Genomic DNA, 16,844 nt, shown 5'->3' with positions numbered 1-16,844 from the left:
ACAGCCGATCCTTTCGGACCGGCTGTCGACGCGTTGTCTATATGCGCAGTTAAGGGTCTGTCAGTCCCGACCCGCCTCGTAAATTTTCTGCGCCACCATGTCCGGCCTTGTGCGAGTATCCGTAAAGTGGTCCCCATCGCCAACGATCAGACGGAACTGGCCGAGCCGTGTGGACATATGCGGATTCCAGCCGAAGCCCTCTCCTTGCGGCAACGCATTGTCCTGATAAAAATATACATAACTTTTCGGTGTAGGCAACGCATAGAACGCTTTAAGATCCAGCTTCTCGAAAAGCGGTCTAGCCGGTTCCGGAGTAACGTCTGCATACATCTGTCTGGCTTCCTCCAATGTGGCCGTATTGACGAACAAATCCCGAAACAGCGGAAACGGAAGCATGATCGTATCGTCCTTCGAGCCGGCTCGGAGTTGTTCGAAGCCTTGTCGCGTTTGGGGCGGTAACTCGTCGGTAAGCGATTCGCCATCATTCAGTACGAACGCGTCCCAGAAGACGAGGCGCTTGATGCGATCCGGCACCTGTTCCGCAACCTTCTGGATGACAGTTCCGCCGAAGCTGTGCCCGACGAGAACGAAGTTGCGGAGGTTCAGTTTCGTTATAAAATCAACCACGGACTTCGTGATCATCGCATGCGTGACATCCTTGTTCGGATCTTTGCCGTGACCTGCGTATTCCGGGGTATAGACGGCATGCCCTTGACTGCGAAGCACCGCCGCTACGCCGTCCCAGAAGTGAGCGTCAGCCCAAGAGCCATGCACGAGCACGAAGGTAAGCCGTTGCTGTGCGGGGAAACGGTATCTTTCATCCGATTCCAGGGTACCGTTGATCCAGGGCCAACTTCCTTCAGAATAAGGGGAGTAATAATAACCGGGGGGTATAAACCTGTAATCGGGATAGGCGAATGGATGAATGGGTTGGGGGTAAGGAAACATGTACAAGACATCCTCTCATTTCGACATATAGTATCAGCTTATGCCCATTTTGTTTGAGAGGTTCCTATTCTTCTATACCGCATCTTTGCCATTCGTGCTTTTAAGAACCGAAGAATCGTATCGTTTACAAACACAGGACTTTCTCGATTCATATGAGTTGTATGACTACCGCCAGGTACTACAACATAACGCGAGTTGGGAATTAGACTTGTCACCCGTTTAGCCAAGGTCAGGGAAGTCGACTTTGATCAATGTCCTGCCAACAATTGATAAAAGCGAAACCAAGGCGCCTAGAGCCATGCTATGCATCACTACACTGACTCAGTGGGGGATTAACGGACAGGTTGGTTGAACAAAAAATTGCAATAATTGCGACATAGCAATCCAAAAGAAACTATTATATTCATCATATGTTATCATAAGCATCATGCATAAATTATTGCAGACAGGTAAATATCAACTGTTAGTATCATATCCAAGGTATAGAAAGGGGTAAGGCATGGCAAATATCGAGCACTTGCAAACCGTACATGTTCCAGCGTCGAAGGTGTATGAAACTTTAACCACCGCTGAGGGACTGTCGGAAATATGGACCAATGAACTCATTATCAATAATCAGATTGGCTTTATTAATGAATTTCGATTCGGCAGCAATGATATAACTAAGATGAGAATAGAGGAATTGATCACTAATAAAAAAGTCGTGTGGCAGTGTATAGATTCAGATCCAGAATGGATTGGTACCATTATTTCCTTTGATATTGATGAGAAGAACGGGAAATCTTTTATTACTTTACGTCATATGAACTGGAAAGAAGTAACGCCATTTTATCGCTCATGTAACTACAACTGGGCTATTTTCCTTTATAGTCTCAAATCCTATTGTGAAGAGGGTGAAGGTCTCTCCTATCATAAACGTAAGTTTTAATAATTTGAGTTAAATTGCTCATTCCACTAACGGAAACGTTAGTTCAACAACTTCGCTCTAGGTACGTGATTAAGAAAACCGGATTCCTTGTAGTGTAAAGGGACCGGTTTTTTCATGTAACAAATTGCTATTTTTCAGCGATTTGTCCAATGCCATTTGAGTGCTTCTTTTTCGATTCTTTTAACAAAATTGTCTTTTCCGTCGCCGTAGCTATCAATGTCGGTTGGATATTTTTCAGCTAATTTGCTTTTTAATTCTCCGTACTCCTTGCATATTTCCGGATGTTGGCGAAGATAATCTCTGAATGCTATATGTCTTTCGATTTCTTGAATAGAATCGTACTGGAAAGCGTGAATTTGATGAGTGCGGTCATCTCCGCCTTTACGGAAATACCTTCTTCCTTTCATTCCGAATTCCCCCATCACTTCATAACCAAGATTTTCAAATCGGGTTGAGTAAGCATCCAATTCACAGATATCGTTCAAGACGAGCAAAATGTCAATGATCGGTTTTGCTTTTAAATTCGGAACAGAAGTACTCCCGATATGGAAACTGTTCACTAGTTCATCTTGAAGAATTTCCTTGATGGATTGTTCCTCTTGCAGATAGTCGGTTTCCCAATTTGGATTGTATTCTACAACTGTGACGTTCATTTCATTCCCTCTTCTCGTTAATTGGACTCCATGCCAAATCGATTTAACTTATCGCCATTTCCACCTCGGTGCATCCGATAGAGTGTTTCGATATATTTCAATCATTTTAGGGCATTACGCTATCAAATAAAAGCGGAGAAAATGAATCCATTCATTTTTTACAATCCGGTCGCTTGAATCCTTCATCAATATCCGCTTATGCCAAAAAGCCGCCCCACATCGGGACGGCCTTCGCTTAACGTTTGTTTATGTGCCGAATAGGATGATTTGAAGCTTTTCCCTGAAACTATTGCCGGACATATTAGGAAAATTCGGCTACTCCAAGGCGTCTCGTAATATCGCTTCTGCGGCCCGCTCGCCTTCCGCGACCTCAAGCAGACGTTCGGCATATTGATGCAATTGGTGCAACAGCAATCCGTTCTGTGTATCGATCTTGTTCACGCCTGTCCCGTCCGTCAACCAATCGCGATGCAACATCGTGTTGTGCTTGAAATAAAGCGTTTCGCTTGACTCGTACAAACCGAACGCGCCGAGCGGCAGCAGCATGTTGACCTGTGCCGTCGCACAGTGCAGCTCGGCGGCCTTGTCCGCCGGTACGCCATCGGCAAGAACGGCAAACGATTGTAAAATGTACACGCCTTCCTGGGCAAACGGTTCCAATCCAGGTACAAAACAAAGTTCCATATCGACGATCATGCCACGTTCGCCAATGTCGTCAAAGCGGACAAGCAACGAGTAAAAGGGGGATTCCTCGGCAGGCTCCGCCAAACGGACGGTCAGCCCCGCCGTTTCATAGTAACGGCAACATTCCTGCAAGAACGAATCCGGCATCCTCTCCGTACTGACCATAGCGACCTCCGTCAATTGTTCAATTTTTTGGCGATCAGTTCTTTGCTCGGCTTCTGCTGCTTCTTATCGATTTTGAGCCCCATGGCTTCCAGAACTTGTTTGCATTCCTCGTCTTCGCCCTTGACGCCGCCGTCGAACAGCATACCGGCCAAGTCCGTTACGATCTGGCTGTAGCATTGATCGAGGCTGTTGAACCCGCGCGCCTCCATCATCCGTTGTCTGACTTTCTCTTTGCCCAAACCGGCATTTTCCGGCTTCGCCGCTTCCGTCTCGGTGTCGAGCACGCGATCGACGAACGCCTCCTTGCGCTTGCTCTTCTTGTAAAATTTGATGATTGCGGCGATCCCGCCCAGGATAGCGGCTGCCGTAATAAGCAACGGCCCGATCGGGGAAGCCGCAGCCGCCAGCAGCATCGCTCCGCCGACGATCATCAGGGCTCCCTTCGCCGCCGTCGCGGCGCTCTTGTTTTTGTTCAAATGCTGGGTGGACGCGCCCAAATGCGCCGCATGACCGAGCTGGGTCGCATGTGCGTCGTCTGCCCGTTCGCCGAAGCCGCTCTCCAGCCCTTCCAGCTTGGCCGCATTTTTGCGTCCTTCCCGATACCCGGCTACGCCGCTGACCAGATAGGCGGCTCCCCCGACGACGGCTCCCACTCCCGCCGCCATCGTAGCCGCGCCGCTCGCCACTGTAGTCGGACCGTCCGAGGCGGTAGCCGCAAACCTCGCGAAGTCGGCCGCTCCTCCACCGCCTTCCCCGACGACAAGCTGTGCTTTGTCGGCGGCGGATAGACTGGAATCGTAATTTTGCGTGGCGTTGTACATTTGAGAGAGCGAGGCTGCGCCGCTTAAGCCGGCTGCCACCGGCGCGGCATTCGCCGCCACGGGAACCGCACTGCGCGCGCCCAGCTCCGCGCTGATCTTGGCGCTGCCGCCCGTTCCCCCTGCGGCGGACGATGTACCGATCGCCGTATAGCTGGCGTAGTCGCGTGCCTGATCGGCATTGTAATTGACTGTATCGGTCTGATTCGCCTCGCGCGATACTTCGGAGAAGCGGTTCCAATCGAAACTTTTTCTAAAAAAGCCTGTTATCATCGTATCTTTCACTTTATCCAGATCAGGATGTCTGGCATTGCCGGCCATCGCACGAATGGCGGTCATCTTTTGTCCGGGATCGAGGCTGTCGAAGTAGCCGAATAATGCCGTTTTGCCTGCCTTCTCCGCCTCGCTTTTCAACCATTTGTAGATCGTGTAGTATTCGCCCATGGAGCGCAAATTTCCATCTGTTCTTGGCGCGGCGGCGCTTGGCGGAACAGGGGCGGCAGCCTCCCCTTCTCGTTGGATCACATTGGATCGTGCCGAGGCCGGGCCGTCGGCAGCCTGGGCCCCGTCGCTCGTCCGGTCGGGCGCCCGCTGCGCCCTTCCCTGTCCTGCGACCCCCGACAGCATGCGCTGCACTGCCTGATTGCCGACCGTGCGCTGCAGCTGCATAATGTGTCCTGCGGACATCATGGAACCGCGGCTTAAACCTCCGCCGTACTCGACCGTTCCTATCGATTCGGCTTCATATTGGGGAGAAGCAGGCGTAGGAGACGGACCTGTTTTTTTGGGTTGATGCGCGGAACGGGATTGGAAATCCATGAAACCCACCTCATTATTGGAAATCGCGATAGCGGTCCGCCGAAGCTGTCCTCCTGACAAACTCGACCCACCCGCATACATTCAGTTTAGCGAATCGGAATGAAAGAATAATGAAAGTAATAGGCTAATCACGGGGAAAAACCGCGTAGCATCGGGCTTCGCGGTTTTTTTGCGGGGGTGCAAAAAAAATATCGACTCACGCTCGTCCTCTTTTTTTCTCGGAATTTGCTAAACGGCAAATCGATGGACGGGCATTAAAAAGCAACAAGCAGTAATGCTATCGGCAATTATTAGTCACGATTCAATCGTGATAGGTTCCAGTCATGCTGACTACTCTCTTATTCTTGGATATGATGCGGGCGGACTTTCGAGAAACCTCTCACAATCCAACGCAGCCATACATCCACTACCGGCCGCAGTAATGGCCTGACGATAATGTGAATCCTGCACATCTCCACAAGCAAAAACACCTGGGATTGTTGTTTGGGTTGTGCCCGGCATGACCTTGATATAACCCTTTTCATCTGTTTCAATCTGCCCATTAAGAAAAACGGTATTGGGTGTATGACCAGTAGCAATAAATATTCCGTCAGTTACGATAGTTTCCTCCTCTCCAGATTCCAAGTTTCTAACCCGAAGACCTGTCACTCCCCGACCATCTGCCATAATTTCGGTGGGCTCTTTGTTAAGTGCCCAACTGATTTTATTATTTTGCCGGACTCGATTTTGCATAATTTTTGACGCACGTAGTTCGTTACGCCGATGTACAATCGTAACCTTTGAGGCAAAACGGGATAAAAAGTTGGCTTCTTCCATAGCGGAGTCTCCACCGCCAACAACCAGAACTTTTTTATTGCGAAAGAAAAAACCATCACAAGTAGCACATGTGCTGACACCTCGACCGATGTATTCTTTTTCCCCTGGGATGCCTCCAAGTAAATTTGCAGAAGCACCCGTCGATAAAATAATGGACTTTGCTTTCATATCCTCCATGCCGTCAACCTTTAATACAAATGGACGTTTAGACAATTCAATTTCAGTAACCCATCCCCTTAAAAAACGGGCACCAAATCGTTCTGCTTGTTTCCTCATCTTTTCCATAAGCTCGGGTCCCATAATTCCATCAATGAAGCCCGGGAAGTTTTCTACCTCTGTAGTTATTGTTAATTGGCCTCCCGGCTGTGGGCCTTCGATGACTAAAGGATTAAGATTAGCTCTAGCCTGATAAATAGCCGCGGTCAGTCCTGCTGGACCTGTTCCAACAATAATGGATTTGTGCATCACTTTTCTCTCCCCTTAATTGGTTGCAACAGGACGAGATTTGCTGTGCTATTTATTCACACTGCAGACCCCTGTTTCAGGAAGTTCAAGTTCAATCTTGGCCGCGTCTTCGAGATCACCGGCAAGATAAGCGGCAATGGACCTGACCTGTTCGTATCCGGTAGCCATCAGAAATGTTGGAGCCCGGCCATAACTTTTCATGCCGACGATATAAAAGTCATTCTCTTGATGTTGCAGCTCCTTCTGACCATGAGGTCTAACCGTCCCGCAGCTATGAATGTTCGGGTCGATCAATGGCGCCAAACTCTCGGCGCTTTCAGTAGTCGGATCGATGTTTAGTCGAATTTCCCTTAAGAAGGAGAAGTCAGGACGGCTACCTGTGTTTACAATCATCTGATCAATTCCGTTAATTTCCATCTTTTCGCCATTCGTAGTTCCTAAAACTTGAATTTGTTCTCCTATTTTTTTGAGGCGTTCAATGTGGTAAGGGGTGATCACTTGGATCTGACCTGCATTCACAAGCTGGTGTATCCGGCTCCCAAGCTCGCCTCTCGCTTCCAGTTGATCGTTCTCTTCCCCGCCGTAGGCTTCCTCAACTCGTTTTTTCCTCATGATCCAGACGAGATCGGTTCTAGGGTCCACTTCTTTAAGCTGTACCAGATCCAGCAAAGTGTTCAGTGCGGAGTGTCCGCTCCCGACCACTGCAACACGCTTGCCTTTGTATTTAGCTTGATTTGCGGTCGTTAATTCGGGAATTCCGTAGAAGACATGCTGCTGTACGGATTGCTCATCTTTGGTCCAAACACCGCTGGCGTACAAAGGGTTTGGATGTCCCCAAGTCCCCGATGCATCCAGGACAGCTCTTGCCTCTATTGTTTCGGTACCGCCTTCTGTCTCCACATAAAGCACGAACGGTTGTTTCTCGCGACCGACAGATTTCATTTTGTCGATGTCTCTTCTGCTGATGGCGACGACTTTAGAATTGAACCTGATATTCGGCTTAATTGGAGGCAAGTTCGCAAGAGGTTCGAGATACTGCTCCACAATTTCTTTCCCAAGCGGCAGTTCGTCAGGCGATGGCGCTGTCCAGCCTTGGTCAAGAAGAAGAGACCGGGCTGCCTTATTGATGTTGTATTGCCAAGGCGAAAAAAGACGAACATGTCCCCATTCTCGGATGTTGTGGCCAACCTTGAGCCCAGATTCGAGAAGAATGAATTTCTGATTGCGATTGGCCAATTCCGCTGCTGCAGCCAGTCCAATCGGCCCTGCGCCAATGATGGCAACCGGGAGCCCCGCGTGCTCGGAAGATAGTCCAACTAATTGAGACTCCTCGGTGTTTGCAGGTACTGAACAACAGTCGGTTGGTGTCGGACCACAGCAGCTATTCGTAACTGCTTTGAATTCAATGTTTTTCATCAATCATTGCCTCCCTAAAATACGCATCAATTTTTTTTGATTCGTTATTTAAAAAAAGATTTTTTAATTTGGATCCGGATAAAATATGCAGCATAGCTTTTCTGATAATAATCCTTTGATTTCCTTTTTGTTTAGTTCATAATAATTCCACTTTCCAATTCGTTCCATCAGGATCAGATTCGCATCCAACAGAGTTTTGAGGTGATAAGAGAGCTTAGATTGCGGCAGTTCCAAAAGATCAGTGAGGTCGCATACGCAAACTTTCCCTTTTCGATTCAGTTCATGTATGATTTTTAAACGATTCTTATCCGACAAAGCTTTAAACTTTTGCTCATACGTATTTAAGGTTGCATCATCGATTGACGGGGAGTTCACGTTATCACCTTCTTAGCAATTCATCAAATTTTATTGATGTGTTCAGTGTAACAAATGGATATCAAACAGTCAACCATCAATTTTTTTTGATGAGTAAAAGATTGTTTCGGAAAATTCGTAACCGCTTCAAAGTCGAGCTGGCAGCCTTCGGTTGCTTCTGGATGGTGCCTCCGCCAAAGGATGGATGGGCGCGTCCTCTTGGTATAATTGGACATAACAAGCTATCCCTTGGCGAAGCGCACGAGGGTTCTCAAATTCGTTCATCTTGTTCGTTCATAATGGCTTGACTTCGAGACGGCCGAACTTACTCGAATCTGTCTGGTTTAGCCCGGGTCTTTTGTACCCGCCAATTTCATGAAATTTTCGGCGGCCAAACGAATAGCCAAAACGCTGCCTGTATTGAGGGAATTATCAAAAAACAGGACATGCTTGTTTTTCACGGCATTCAATGATTGCCACACGGCCAGAGCTTCCTTTTCTTGGAACGCTGCCTTTGCAACGGTAAGATCATGCTGGATAATGATATAATCCGGATTCATTTCCACCAATGCTTCCAGGGAAAGCACGGCGCCGTCTTTCGGATATCCATTCGGCTTCGCCAGACCAAAGCCCGTCGTTTCGTTATAGTACGTCGTGTTTGCGGTCCCCTGGGCGGTAAAATTGGACTTTCCGTCCACCCTCAGCAAGGCAAAACTTTTCTTCTTCAAATCACCCATCTGCGCTTTCGTTTTCTCGATCATATCTTTGGTTTCCTGGATAAGCCGCTCCGCCAATTCCTCTTTGCCAATAATCTGGGCGCATATCATCGTTGCATTTTCCCATTTATCGCTATAGTCGATTTGGATAATAGGAGCGATCTTGCTTAACTCTTCATACTTCGAGTCAATATGACCTTTAAAGGTTACAATCACATCAGGCTTTGAAGCGATAATCGCCTCCAAATTCAATTCCCTGCCGTTGCCCAAGTCTGCTATCTCGGCCTTCCCTTTATATGGCTGCAAAGTAGCGAATTCCTTCATCACATTCGCTGCATTGCCCGAGGCGATCGGAGGCGTGTCCAACGCGAAAAAGTAATCCAAATACAAGGGATGGAGCACCGCTATACGCCCCGGCCGTTCCTTGAGCACTACTTTATTACCGGTAGAGTCCGTTATCGTTCTTGGCCATGCGCCCTTCTTGGACTCGCCGGCTTCAGGCGTGCTCGCACCTTTTGGCTGCTCGCTTTTGGCGCTTGTGGAAGGCGTGTTCTCTGCAGGCGCTCCGGAACATCCGGCCAGTACTCCTATCGAAATAATAAGCGCAACAATCAAGCAAATCCATCTTTTCATCTGGCTTCCTCCAAATAGTCTCGCATACTTATGTTTCATCCCTACCGGCTGCTAAATACTTAAATGGTCCCTCAAAGTCGAGCCAGCATATTCGCTTTTGAACAATCCCCGTTCCACCAACTTCGGCATCAACTGCTCAAAAAACAACTCCATCGACTTTTCCGACCCGCCCGGCAGCGCTATAAATCCGTCGATCGCCCCTGCTTCGAATCGCTGGATAATATCGTTCAGCACATCCTCAACCGTTCCTACCGAAACCCAGTGTGCCGATCCGACAACTTCCGGCCTTGCCAAAACCTCGGCTACTGTAGGCTGATGGTTGCTAATATATCTGCGCAGCAGCTCGGCATGCGTCCGGCTGCGAACCGGTTGATTCGGGTCGGGCAGCATGTCGGCCGTCACGCGATCCTTGAGCTCCACATCGGATAAATCCAGGCCCAGAACCGATTTCAGCGAAGCCAGTCTGCGCTCGGTACTTAAGTGGGCGTTGGTTGCATCGAATAATGCCTGCGCCTCCACGCGCGTGTCGGCCAGGAAAAAGTAGAGTCCCGGCAAAACCTTGATCGAGTCCGGAACGCGGCCATGCTCTTCCGCTCTTTTTCTCAGATCGTGACGAAGCTCCACCCCCGACTCGAGATCGGGCATTGCCGCGAAAATGGCATCCGCTACCGAAGACGCAAAATCTCGTCCAATATCCGAGGCGCCCGCTTGAAATAAAGGAATCGTACCCGATTGGTGAGCGGGAAGCGTAAGCGGTCCCTTGACCGTGAAAAACTCGCCGTTGTGATTGATCGGCGAAACTTGCTCCGGATCGGAAAACTTGCCCGTCTCGCGGTCAACCAGGATCGCTTCGCACGGGAAGCTTGCCCATAGTTCGCGCACCACATTCGTAAATTCCTTGGCTTTCGCATACCTCACCTGCGGAGAAGGCATGGGCACATCGCCGAAATTTTCTGCTCCTTCGATCGAAGTGACAATGTTCCAACCGACACGTCCGTTGCTAAGCCAATGCAATGATTGGAGCTGCCTGGCGACCACATACGGCGGATTAAAGGTAGTGGAAACCGTCGTAACCAGTCCGATCCGCTCTGTCTCGCGAGCAATCGCCGCAAACATGAGCGTAGGGTCGGGACTGCCAAAATTAGCGGAATCGCCCAGCATTTGTGGACTTATATAAAGATAATCCGCTCGGAACAGAAAATCGAGCTTTGCCTTCTCTGCCAGCTTGGCCAATTCGATGTAATAATCGATCGACTCCATTCTCTCCACGCCGCTGTCCGGATGCCGCCAACCGTGCCCCTTCATCCACGTTGCCGATAATGAAAATCCAATGAATAATGGTTTATTTGCATTCAACTTGCCGCTACCGTCCTTTCCTGTACGATAAAATAGTCATCCTCTCGGGGTCGCCAATCGGATGCACATGATTGAAGAACGAATTGTTCATTATCGCTTCAACAATAACGATAATCATTCTCAGTAATCAGTGTAGCAGGGACTTCCATAAAAGCAAATACATAAATAACAAATGGAACATGCACAATTATCAAAATCGATCTCCGTTTTCGGTGAAATTGTCTACTACGTTCTCGATGCAAAAGACTGCCAGTTGTCCTGGCAGCCTGTCCGTCATGGACGGCCGACAACCGTGTAATCGTTTTTCCCGGTGCAATCGATTCCTTATGCCAACCCGTAGAACCGGATGTAGCCGCGACAACCCGATTGCTTCCCGAAGACAGTGCGTAGTAGTCGCGGGCTTTTCATCAAACGGAAAAAGCGCTCCGATAGATCGAGGCACATTTCCGCGAAGATTGCATCAAAGCGAGGGGTCGATTCAGGAGATCGCCATGCACCTTGGCTTCTCCAAAACGTCATATTTTTGCAGCGTGTTCAAGACGCGCGTCGGCTCCACCCCGCTGCAATACCGCAAAAGCAATCTGGATTTGGCGTGATGGCTTAAGTCCATATTCAAGCAATCGTTTTGGGAAATCGCATAACTCCTTTTTTATTTATGACAAGACTTGTCACTATTATTGGATACAATAAGATTCAAGTCCAGCTGAATAGCTGAGTAAAAAGGAGCTGTATGACGATGACCGTACAATTGACCGCTTTTTTCATGATGGACGGAAATGCAAAACAAGCTATCGAATTTTACAAAGATGCATTGGAGGCAACCGTCCTTTTCAGTCAAACCTATGGTGACGCACCGGAAAATCCCGCATCCCCGCTGCCTGCCAGTATGAAGGATTTGGTAGCACATGCGGTTTTACAAGTCGGCATGGCCAAAATCATGGTTGCCGATATGGGTCCCGGCATTCCTCATCGAAGCGGAAACCAAGTCCAAATCTGCATTACGACCAACGAAATCGAGAAAACGAAGAGGTTTTACGAGCTATTGAAGCAAGAAGGTCAGGTCGAGACCCCGCTGCAACAAACTCATTTTAGCCCCGGGGTTGCCGTCGTTACCGACAAGTTCGGTGTAGTCTTCCAAATTGTCACGATGACCTCGGAAGAAGCGGCCATTCGAGGACATCAAAAGGAAATTTGATGGTAACCAACCTTCATCCTCAATTGAAATTCGCTCCCGCTCGAATATGAACCGTCCGGTTCGTCCACGTATCGATGGGTTCGTGATCTTGCGAGCCCATCCATTCCTTTTTGGGCAAAAAAATTCCCCTCCAAGTAGCGGTTTTTGATAAAACCGGTCAACTTAAAGGGGAGCTATCATCTACCGCAGCCCTATGCATACGTAAGAGGTATTAATTCAAGTATTTTCCCGTGATCGACTGCTCCGCATGGATGATCTGCTCAGGCATTCCCTCGAACACCACCTGGCCGCCCTTGCTGCCTCCGTCAGGTCCCATATCGATGATCCAATCCGCTTGGCTGATCACGTCGAGATTGTGCTCGATGACGATCACCGTATTGCCCGCATCGACGAGCCGGTTCATGATCTCCAGAAGGTGACCGATATCCGACATATGCAGACCGGTCGTCGGCTCGTCCATCACGTAGATACTGCCCTTCTTATGCAGTTCGCTTGCCAGCTTAATGCGCTGGCATTCCCCGCCCGAAAGCGTACTGAGCGGTTGGCCGAGCGTGATATAGTTCAGCCCCACGTCGCTCATCGCCTGGAGCTTGCGCACAACCTCTTTCAGCTGAAAAAACTCCAATGCCTGCTCCACCGTCATCTCCAGCACTTCTGCGATGGACTTGCCGTTTAGCTTGTACGCGAGCACTTCTTCCTTGAAACGTTTGCCTCCACATACTTCGCACGGCAGCTTCACGCTATCGAGGAAGGCAATGTCCGTATATACGACACCCAGTCCTTGGCAGTTCTCGCAAGCCCCCTTGGAATTGAAGCTGAATAAGCCTTGATTCACCTTGTTTGCGGCAGCGAACGCCTTGCGCACATCATCCATTATGCCTGTGTAGGTTGCAGGATTCGAGCGTGTTGACACGCCTACCGCCGATTGATCGATGACGATCGCATCCGGATGCTGGCCGAGGAATACTTCATTTATCAGCGAACTTTTGCCCGAGCCCGCGACACCCGTAACCACTGTCAGCACTCCTGTCGGGATATCAACGCTTACGTTCCGAAGGTTGTGCAGCGTGGCATCTTTGATGGACAGCTTGCCGGACGGCTGCCTACAATCGTGCTTCAGCCGAAACGGCCGCTTCATATGGGCACCCGTCAGAGTAGCTGCTTCCAGCAGGCCTTGAAAGCTTCCTTCATACACGATGGTACCGCCTCTGCTGCCGGCGTGAGGCCCGACGTCGACGATATGATCCGCCACCTTGATCACATCGGGATCATGCTCGACGACAATCACGGTATTGCCCTTGTCGCGCAGCTTCTGCAGCAGCTCATTTAACCGGTGTACATCACGAGGGTGCAGACCAACGCTGGGCTCATCGAAGATGTAAGTAACGTCCACCAGGCTGCCGCTCAGGTGCTTGACCATCTTGACGCGCTGCGACTCGCCGCCGGACAAGGTATCCGTTTCACGGTCCAGCGTCAAGTAGTCCAGTCCGATGTCCACCAGATGCTGCAGCCGCTCGGCCAGCGACTTGACGATCGGCGCAGCGACAGCATTGTCAATCTCCCGCATGATGCGGATGAGGTGTCCGACCTCCATGGAGGACATGTCCGCAATGTTGAGTCCATTGATCCTGCAGTTTAGCGCAGCTTGATTGAGTCTGGCACCGCGGCAGCTAGAGCAGGGACCTTCGGTGATATACGGCGCTACCGCTTTTTGCGTGCGCTCGGACTTCATCTTCACATCCTGCTTGATGTATTTATTGGTAAACTTCTCGATGACGCCTTCCACCGTAATATTCGTTGCCTTGCCGGCGAAATCCATCTGGATTTTCCTTGCCTTGGCATACAGCAGTTGCTCCAGTTCTTCATCCGAATAATCGCTCAGCTTCTTATCGAGGTCGAAGTCCCCCGACTGCACGACCATATTCCATTCCCAGCCGCCCACCGAATAGTCTGGCAGCAGGATAGCCCCTTCGTTCAACGACTTGGACTTGTCCAGCGCCTTGCTCATGTCGACGCCCAGCCTGCGGCCGATCCCGTTGCACTCGGGACACATGCCTTGCGGATCGTTAAACGAGAACAGGTTCACCGGCCCGACATGGGGCTGGCCGACCCTGGAGAAGAGAAGACGGAGAATGGGGGAAATATCCGTGATTGTACCCATCGTAGAATGGGAGCCGCCGCCTAGCCGCTTCTGATCCACAATAACAGCCATGCTCAGGTTCTCGATCGCGTCCGTATCCGGCTGTGGATAGCGCGGCAGGAAATTGCGCACGAACAAGCTGAAGTTCTCATTCAGCAATCGCGTCGATTCTGCGGCGATCGTATCGAAGACGATCGAGGACTTCCCGGATCCGGATACCCCGGTGAAGATCGTGATCTTTCGCTTGGGGATGCGTAAGGATACGTTCTTGAGATTGTTTTCCCTGGCACCCGTAATTACAATATGCTCCTGATTCGATTCGCTCATGCTACCATCCTTCCGATAAAGTGCCTACTCCTGTCCCATTGTACCATTCATCGCGCTTGGTAAAACAGGCAACCTGAATTTTCGCCCCATTTGTTATATCCGGGTGGCGATATAGCGTTCCCTCTCTTTATCCGTAAGCAGCCTGCTAAATTCGGCCGGAGGGTCCGAAGCAGACATAAACCGGCTGCCACCTACATGCAGCCGGTTTATGCGGATTCGGGTCAAGCTTGCGTTTATTGGTCCAACACCTTTTCCAACTCGCCGCACCATTTCCCCCAGCCATACTTGGCTCCTTCGACTCCTTGAGGATTGGAGAATCCGGTTTGGTCAAGATGAAGATTAACCTTGCCTTCCCCTAAGTCCTGCAGCGTCCAGGTGACCGTGTGCTTCTCCCCTCCGCTGGCCCAGGTATAGGACACTCGGTTTGGCTCGTCCACGATAAGCACTTCGCCTTCAATAAGTCCATCCCACCATTCGGTCGGCTGCGTGCGAAACTGAAAACGATGTCCTACGACGGGCTTAAAATCATTCTCCATCGCCTGACCGGAGTGGATGTTGACTACCCATTTCGCCAGCTTGTTCGGATCGGTTAAGGCAGTCCACAGCTTCTCGATCGATGTCGTGTACTGAAAATCCAAAGACAAGGATAAACTCATTCTTCTTCCTCCTCTAATAGTTGGTTTAAGCGCAGCATATTCGTACTCCAAAACCTGTTGTAAAAAGCGACCCAATCCTGAATTTCTCGGAGCGGAGAGGCGTTTAGCCTAAATCTTGTTTCTCTGCCGACTTTTCGGTCGAGCACCAATCCGGCCTCTTTAAGAATGGTCAAATGCTTGGATACCGCTGTTCGGCCCATCTCAAACTGCACCGTCAATTCATGAAGTGGTATCTCCTCTGCCTCTGCCAGCAAACGAATCAATCGGCGCCTGGTTGGATCTGCAATCGCGTCAAATACATCCCGCAACTGGTTGTTTTCGCTCACAACACCCTCTCCTACATATTGCGTACTCCTTTGTTTCCTTCTTCTCATTGTTTGTAGTTTCAAGTGAAACTTATTCAGGTTCCCAACTATTCCAAATGACTAACCGCAAATTGGACACCATTTGGTGTCTGTTTGATTTTATGACACCACATGGTGTCGTGTCAATACCATTTTTAAACTTAAGAAATCCAGTTTTCATAAAGCGGATGACCCCTTTATAGACTACCGTCCATATTTCCCCTCATTATCGTCATCAATTCATTCTCTTTAGCCTGCGATTCAAGTATGCATCATCTAGAATCATTGCATGCTTAAAGCTATTTGTGGAAAATTTAGGATCGACACAAACCACTTGTTCGCCAGTCTTCTACACGGCCGATGATCCTGCGCCTTCAACCGCTTGCTCCGCACCTGACTCGTGGGAGTGGTAGATCGCAGCGACAACCTCGGCGATGCTCTGGCCGTAGGCTCCGGATATTCCCGGTTCGCACCCACGCTCGATCGCATTCAGCAAGTCGTCCCATTGAGCCTGAAATGCATCGGGCTCGCCTTCCAGCTCAACCGGCTCTAACGACTTCCTTATCTTGTCACCGATCCACAGCTTGTGGCTGCCCTCCAGCTTCAATTGGCCGTCCGTGAACAGCAGATCCATTTCGTTCATCATCACGTTATGGTAACCGCTGAGCGCAACATTTGCGGTAATGCTAGATTCGGTCTGCATAAGCAGATTCGCGCTCCCTTCCACATCTCCCCTTTCTCCGAAAAACGTAAGACTCGCCTTAACTTTCGTAACCCGGCTGCTTGTCAGCCATTGAAGCTTGTCGACCGAGTGGCTGCCGATATTGATAGCGATCCCGCCCCCCGACTGCGCCTTATTCAGGAACCAGGCCGGACGATTAACAGCAAAGTAATCACCCCATCTGCGTTCGGTCATCATAATGAGCCTTCCAAGCCTTCCCGATTCGATGATTTGCTTGGCTTTGACCATGGCCGGGTAATAGCGCTGCATATGGCCGACCGCGAGTGTAACGCCGCTGGAGCGAGCCGCTTCGTTGATCTCGAAGCATTCCTGCACGTTCATCGCCATCGGCTTCTCGACGAGCACGTGGCAGCCTTGGCGGGCGCACCATATGGCCGCTTCTTTATGCAGAAAATGAGGCAGCGTGATCACCGCGATATCCGGCCGCTCCGCCGCCACCATTTCCTTGTAATCGGTATAGGCGGCGATCGCGTAGTTCGAAGCCAGCTGTTCCGCCCTGCTCCGATTAATGTCCGCAACCGCAGCAAGCTCGGTTCTTCCGTTTTGATGCAGCGTTTGCAAGTGGGTATTCGCGATGATCCCTGCTCCTATGACAACTGCCCGGTATGGTTTCATAACATCTATCCTCTCTTGAAAAGACAAGGGGAAGCCGATCAAGCGGCATTCCCC

16 protein-coding genes are annotated in these 16,844 nt (G+C 50.0%); 3 read left to right on the top strand and 13 right to left on the bottom strand.

What is annotated here, in order from left to right; genetic code table 11:
- Positions 1-60 precede the first annotated feature (60 nt).
- Positions 61-948, bottom strand: coding sequence for an alpha/beta fold hydrolase (locus ABD796_RS34330; protein ID WP_344917069.1), 888 nt, complete (start codon positions 946-948; stop codon positions 61-63).
- A 499-nt stretch (positions 949-1,447) separates the two neighbouring features.
- Here ABD796_RS34330 and ABD796_RS34325 point away from each other — a divergent pair, with 499 nt between their 5' ends.
- Positions 1,448-1,876, top strand: coding sequence for an SRPBCC family protein (locus tag ABD796_RS34325; RefSeq protein WP_344917067.1), 429 nt, complete (start codon positions 1,448-1,450; stop codon positions 1,874-1,876).
- Positions 1,877-2,010: 134 nt separating this feature from the next.
- Here the strand turns inward: ABD796_RS34325 and ABD796_RS34320 are convergent, their stop codons facing one another.
- The 8 genes from ABD796_RS34320 to ABD796_RS34285 form a co-directional block, all read right to left on the bottom strand.
- A complete protein-coding gene (locus ABD796_RS34320; protein ID WP_344917065.1) occupies positions 2,011-2,529 on the bottom strand; it encodes a GrpB family protein in 519 nt (172 codons plus the stop codon).
- A 315-nt stretch (positions 2,530-2,844) separates the two neighbouring features.
- Positions 2,845-3,378 carry a hypothetical protein gene (locus ABD796_RS34315; protein ID WP_344917063.1) on the bottom strand — a complete coding sequence of 178 codons (534 nt, stop codon included), beginning with the start codon at positions 3,376-3,378 and terminating at the stop codon, positions 2,845-2,847.
- Between the two features lie 11 nt (positions 3,379-3,389).
- Positions 3,390-5,015 carry a hypothetical protein gene (locus ABD796_RS34310; protein ID WP_344917061.1) on the bottom strand — a complete coding sequence of 542 codons (1,626 nt, stop codon included), beginning with the start codon at positions 5,013-5,015 and terminating at the stop codon, positions 3,390-3,392.
- A gap of 330 nt (positions 5,016-5,345) precedes the next feature.
- On the bottom strand, positions 5,346-6,296 hold the full coding sequence (gene trxB, locus ABD796_RS34305; protein WP_344917059.1) for a thioredoxin-disulfide reductase: 951 nt from the start codon (positions 6,294-6,296) through the stop codon (positions 5,346-5,348).
- 48 nt (positions 6,297-6,344) lie between these two features.
- Positions 6,345-7,712: an NAD(P)-binding domain-containing protein gene (locus tag ABD796_RS34300; RefSeq protein ID WP_344917057.1), complete on the bottom strand. Its 1,368-nt coding sequence runs from the start codon at positions 7,710-7,712 to the stop codon at positions 6,345-6,347.
- A 63-nt stretch (positions 7,713-7,775) separates the two neighbouring features.
- The gene (locus ABD796_RS34295) at positions 7,776-8,087 is read right to left on the bottom strand and encodes an ArsR/SmtB family transcription factor (RefSeq protein WP_344917055.1); all 312 of its coding nucleotides are present in this window, start codon (positions 8,085-8,087) and stop codon (positions 7,776-7,778) included.
- A gap of 323 nt (positions 8,088-8,410) precedes the next feature.
- Entirely contained in the window at positions 8,411-9,415 is a 1,005-nt protein-coding gene (locus ABD796_RS34290) for an ABC transporter substrate-binding protein (RefSeq protein WP_344917053.1), read from the bottom strand.
- A 51-nt stretch (positions 9,416-9,466) separates the two neighbouring features.
- A complete protein-coding gene (locus ABD796_RS34285) occupies positions 9,467-10,720 on the bottom strand; it encodes an NtaA/DmoA family FMN-dependent monooxygenase (protein ID WP_379116143.1) in 1,254 nt (417 codons plus the stop codon).
- A gap of 230 nt (positions 10,721-10,950) precedes the next feature.
- On the opposite strand from ABD796_RS34285, the gene ABD796_RS34280 reads away from it, so the two are divergent.
- Positions 10,951-11,367: a helix-turn-helix domain-containing protein gene (locus ABD796_RS34280; RefSeq protein WP_344917549.1), complete on the top strand. Its 417-nt coding sequence runs from the start codon at positions 10,951-10,953 to the stop codon at positions 11,365-11,367.
- A 140-nt stretch (positions 11,368-11,507) separates the two neighbouring features.
- Complete coding sequence (locus ABD796_RS34275; protein ID WP_344917049.1) at positions 11,508-11,966, top strand: VOC family protein; 459 nt, start codon at positions 11,508-11,510, stop codon at positions 11,964-11,966.
- 211 nt (positions 11,967-12,177) lie between these two features.
- Here ABD796_RS34275 and ABD796_RS34270 read toward each other — a convergent pair whose 3' ends face one another.
- The 4 genes from ABD796_RS34270 to ABD796_RS34255 form a co-directional block, all read right to left on the bottom strand.
- Positions 12,178-14,433 (bottom strand): ATP-binding cassette domain-containing protein, encoded by a 2,256-nt coding sequence (locus ABD796_RS34270; protein ID WP_344917047.1) that lies wholly within the window; start codon positions 14,431-14,433, stop codon positions 12,178-12,180.
- A gap of 233 nt (positions 14,434-14,666) precedes the next feature.
- Complete coding sequence (locus ABD796_RS34265; RefSeq protein ID WP_344917045.1) at positions 14,667-15,089, bottom strand: SRPBCC family protein; 423 nt, start codon at positions 15,087-15,089, stop codon at positions 14,667-14,669.
- Positions 15,086-15,415 (bottom strand): ArsR/SmtB family transcription factor, encoded by a 330-nt coding sequence (locus ABD796_RS34260; protein WP_344917043.1) that lies wholly within the window; start codon positions 15,413-15,415, stop codon positions 15,086-15,088. Before ABD796_RS34260 ends, ABD796_RS34265 begins: the two co-directional genes overlap by 4 nt.
- A 367-nt stretch (positions 15,416-15,782) precedes the next feature.
- A complete protein-coding gene (locus ABD796_RS34255; RefSeq protein WP_344917041.1) occupies positions 15,783-16,790 on the bottom strand; it encodes a Gfo/Idh/MocA family protein in 1,008 nt (335 codons plus the stop codon).
- Positions 16,791-16,844 lie beyond the last annotated feature (54 nt).

The organism is Paenibacillus hodogayensis, assembly GCF_039536325.1.
GTDB classification, from domain to species: Bacteria; Bacillota; Bacilli; order Paenibacillales; family NBRC-103111; genus Paenibacillus_AB; species Paenibacillus_AB hodogayensis.
The sequence above is the reverse complement of the archived record's forward strand: the minus strand, read 5'-3'. Positions and strand labels throughout refer to the sequence as shown.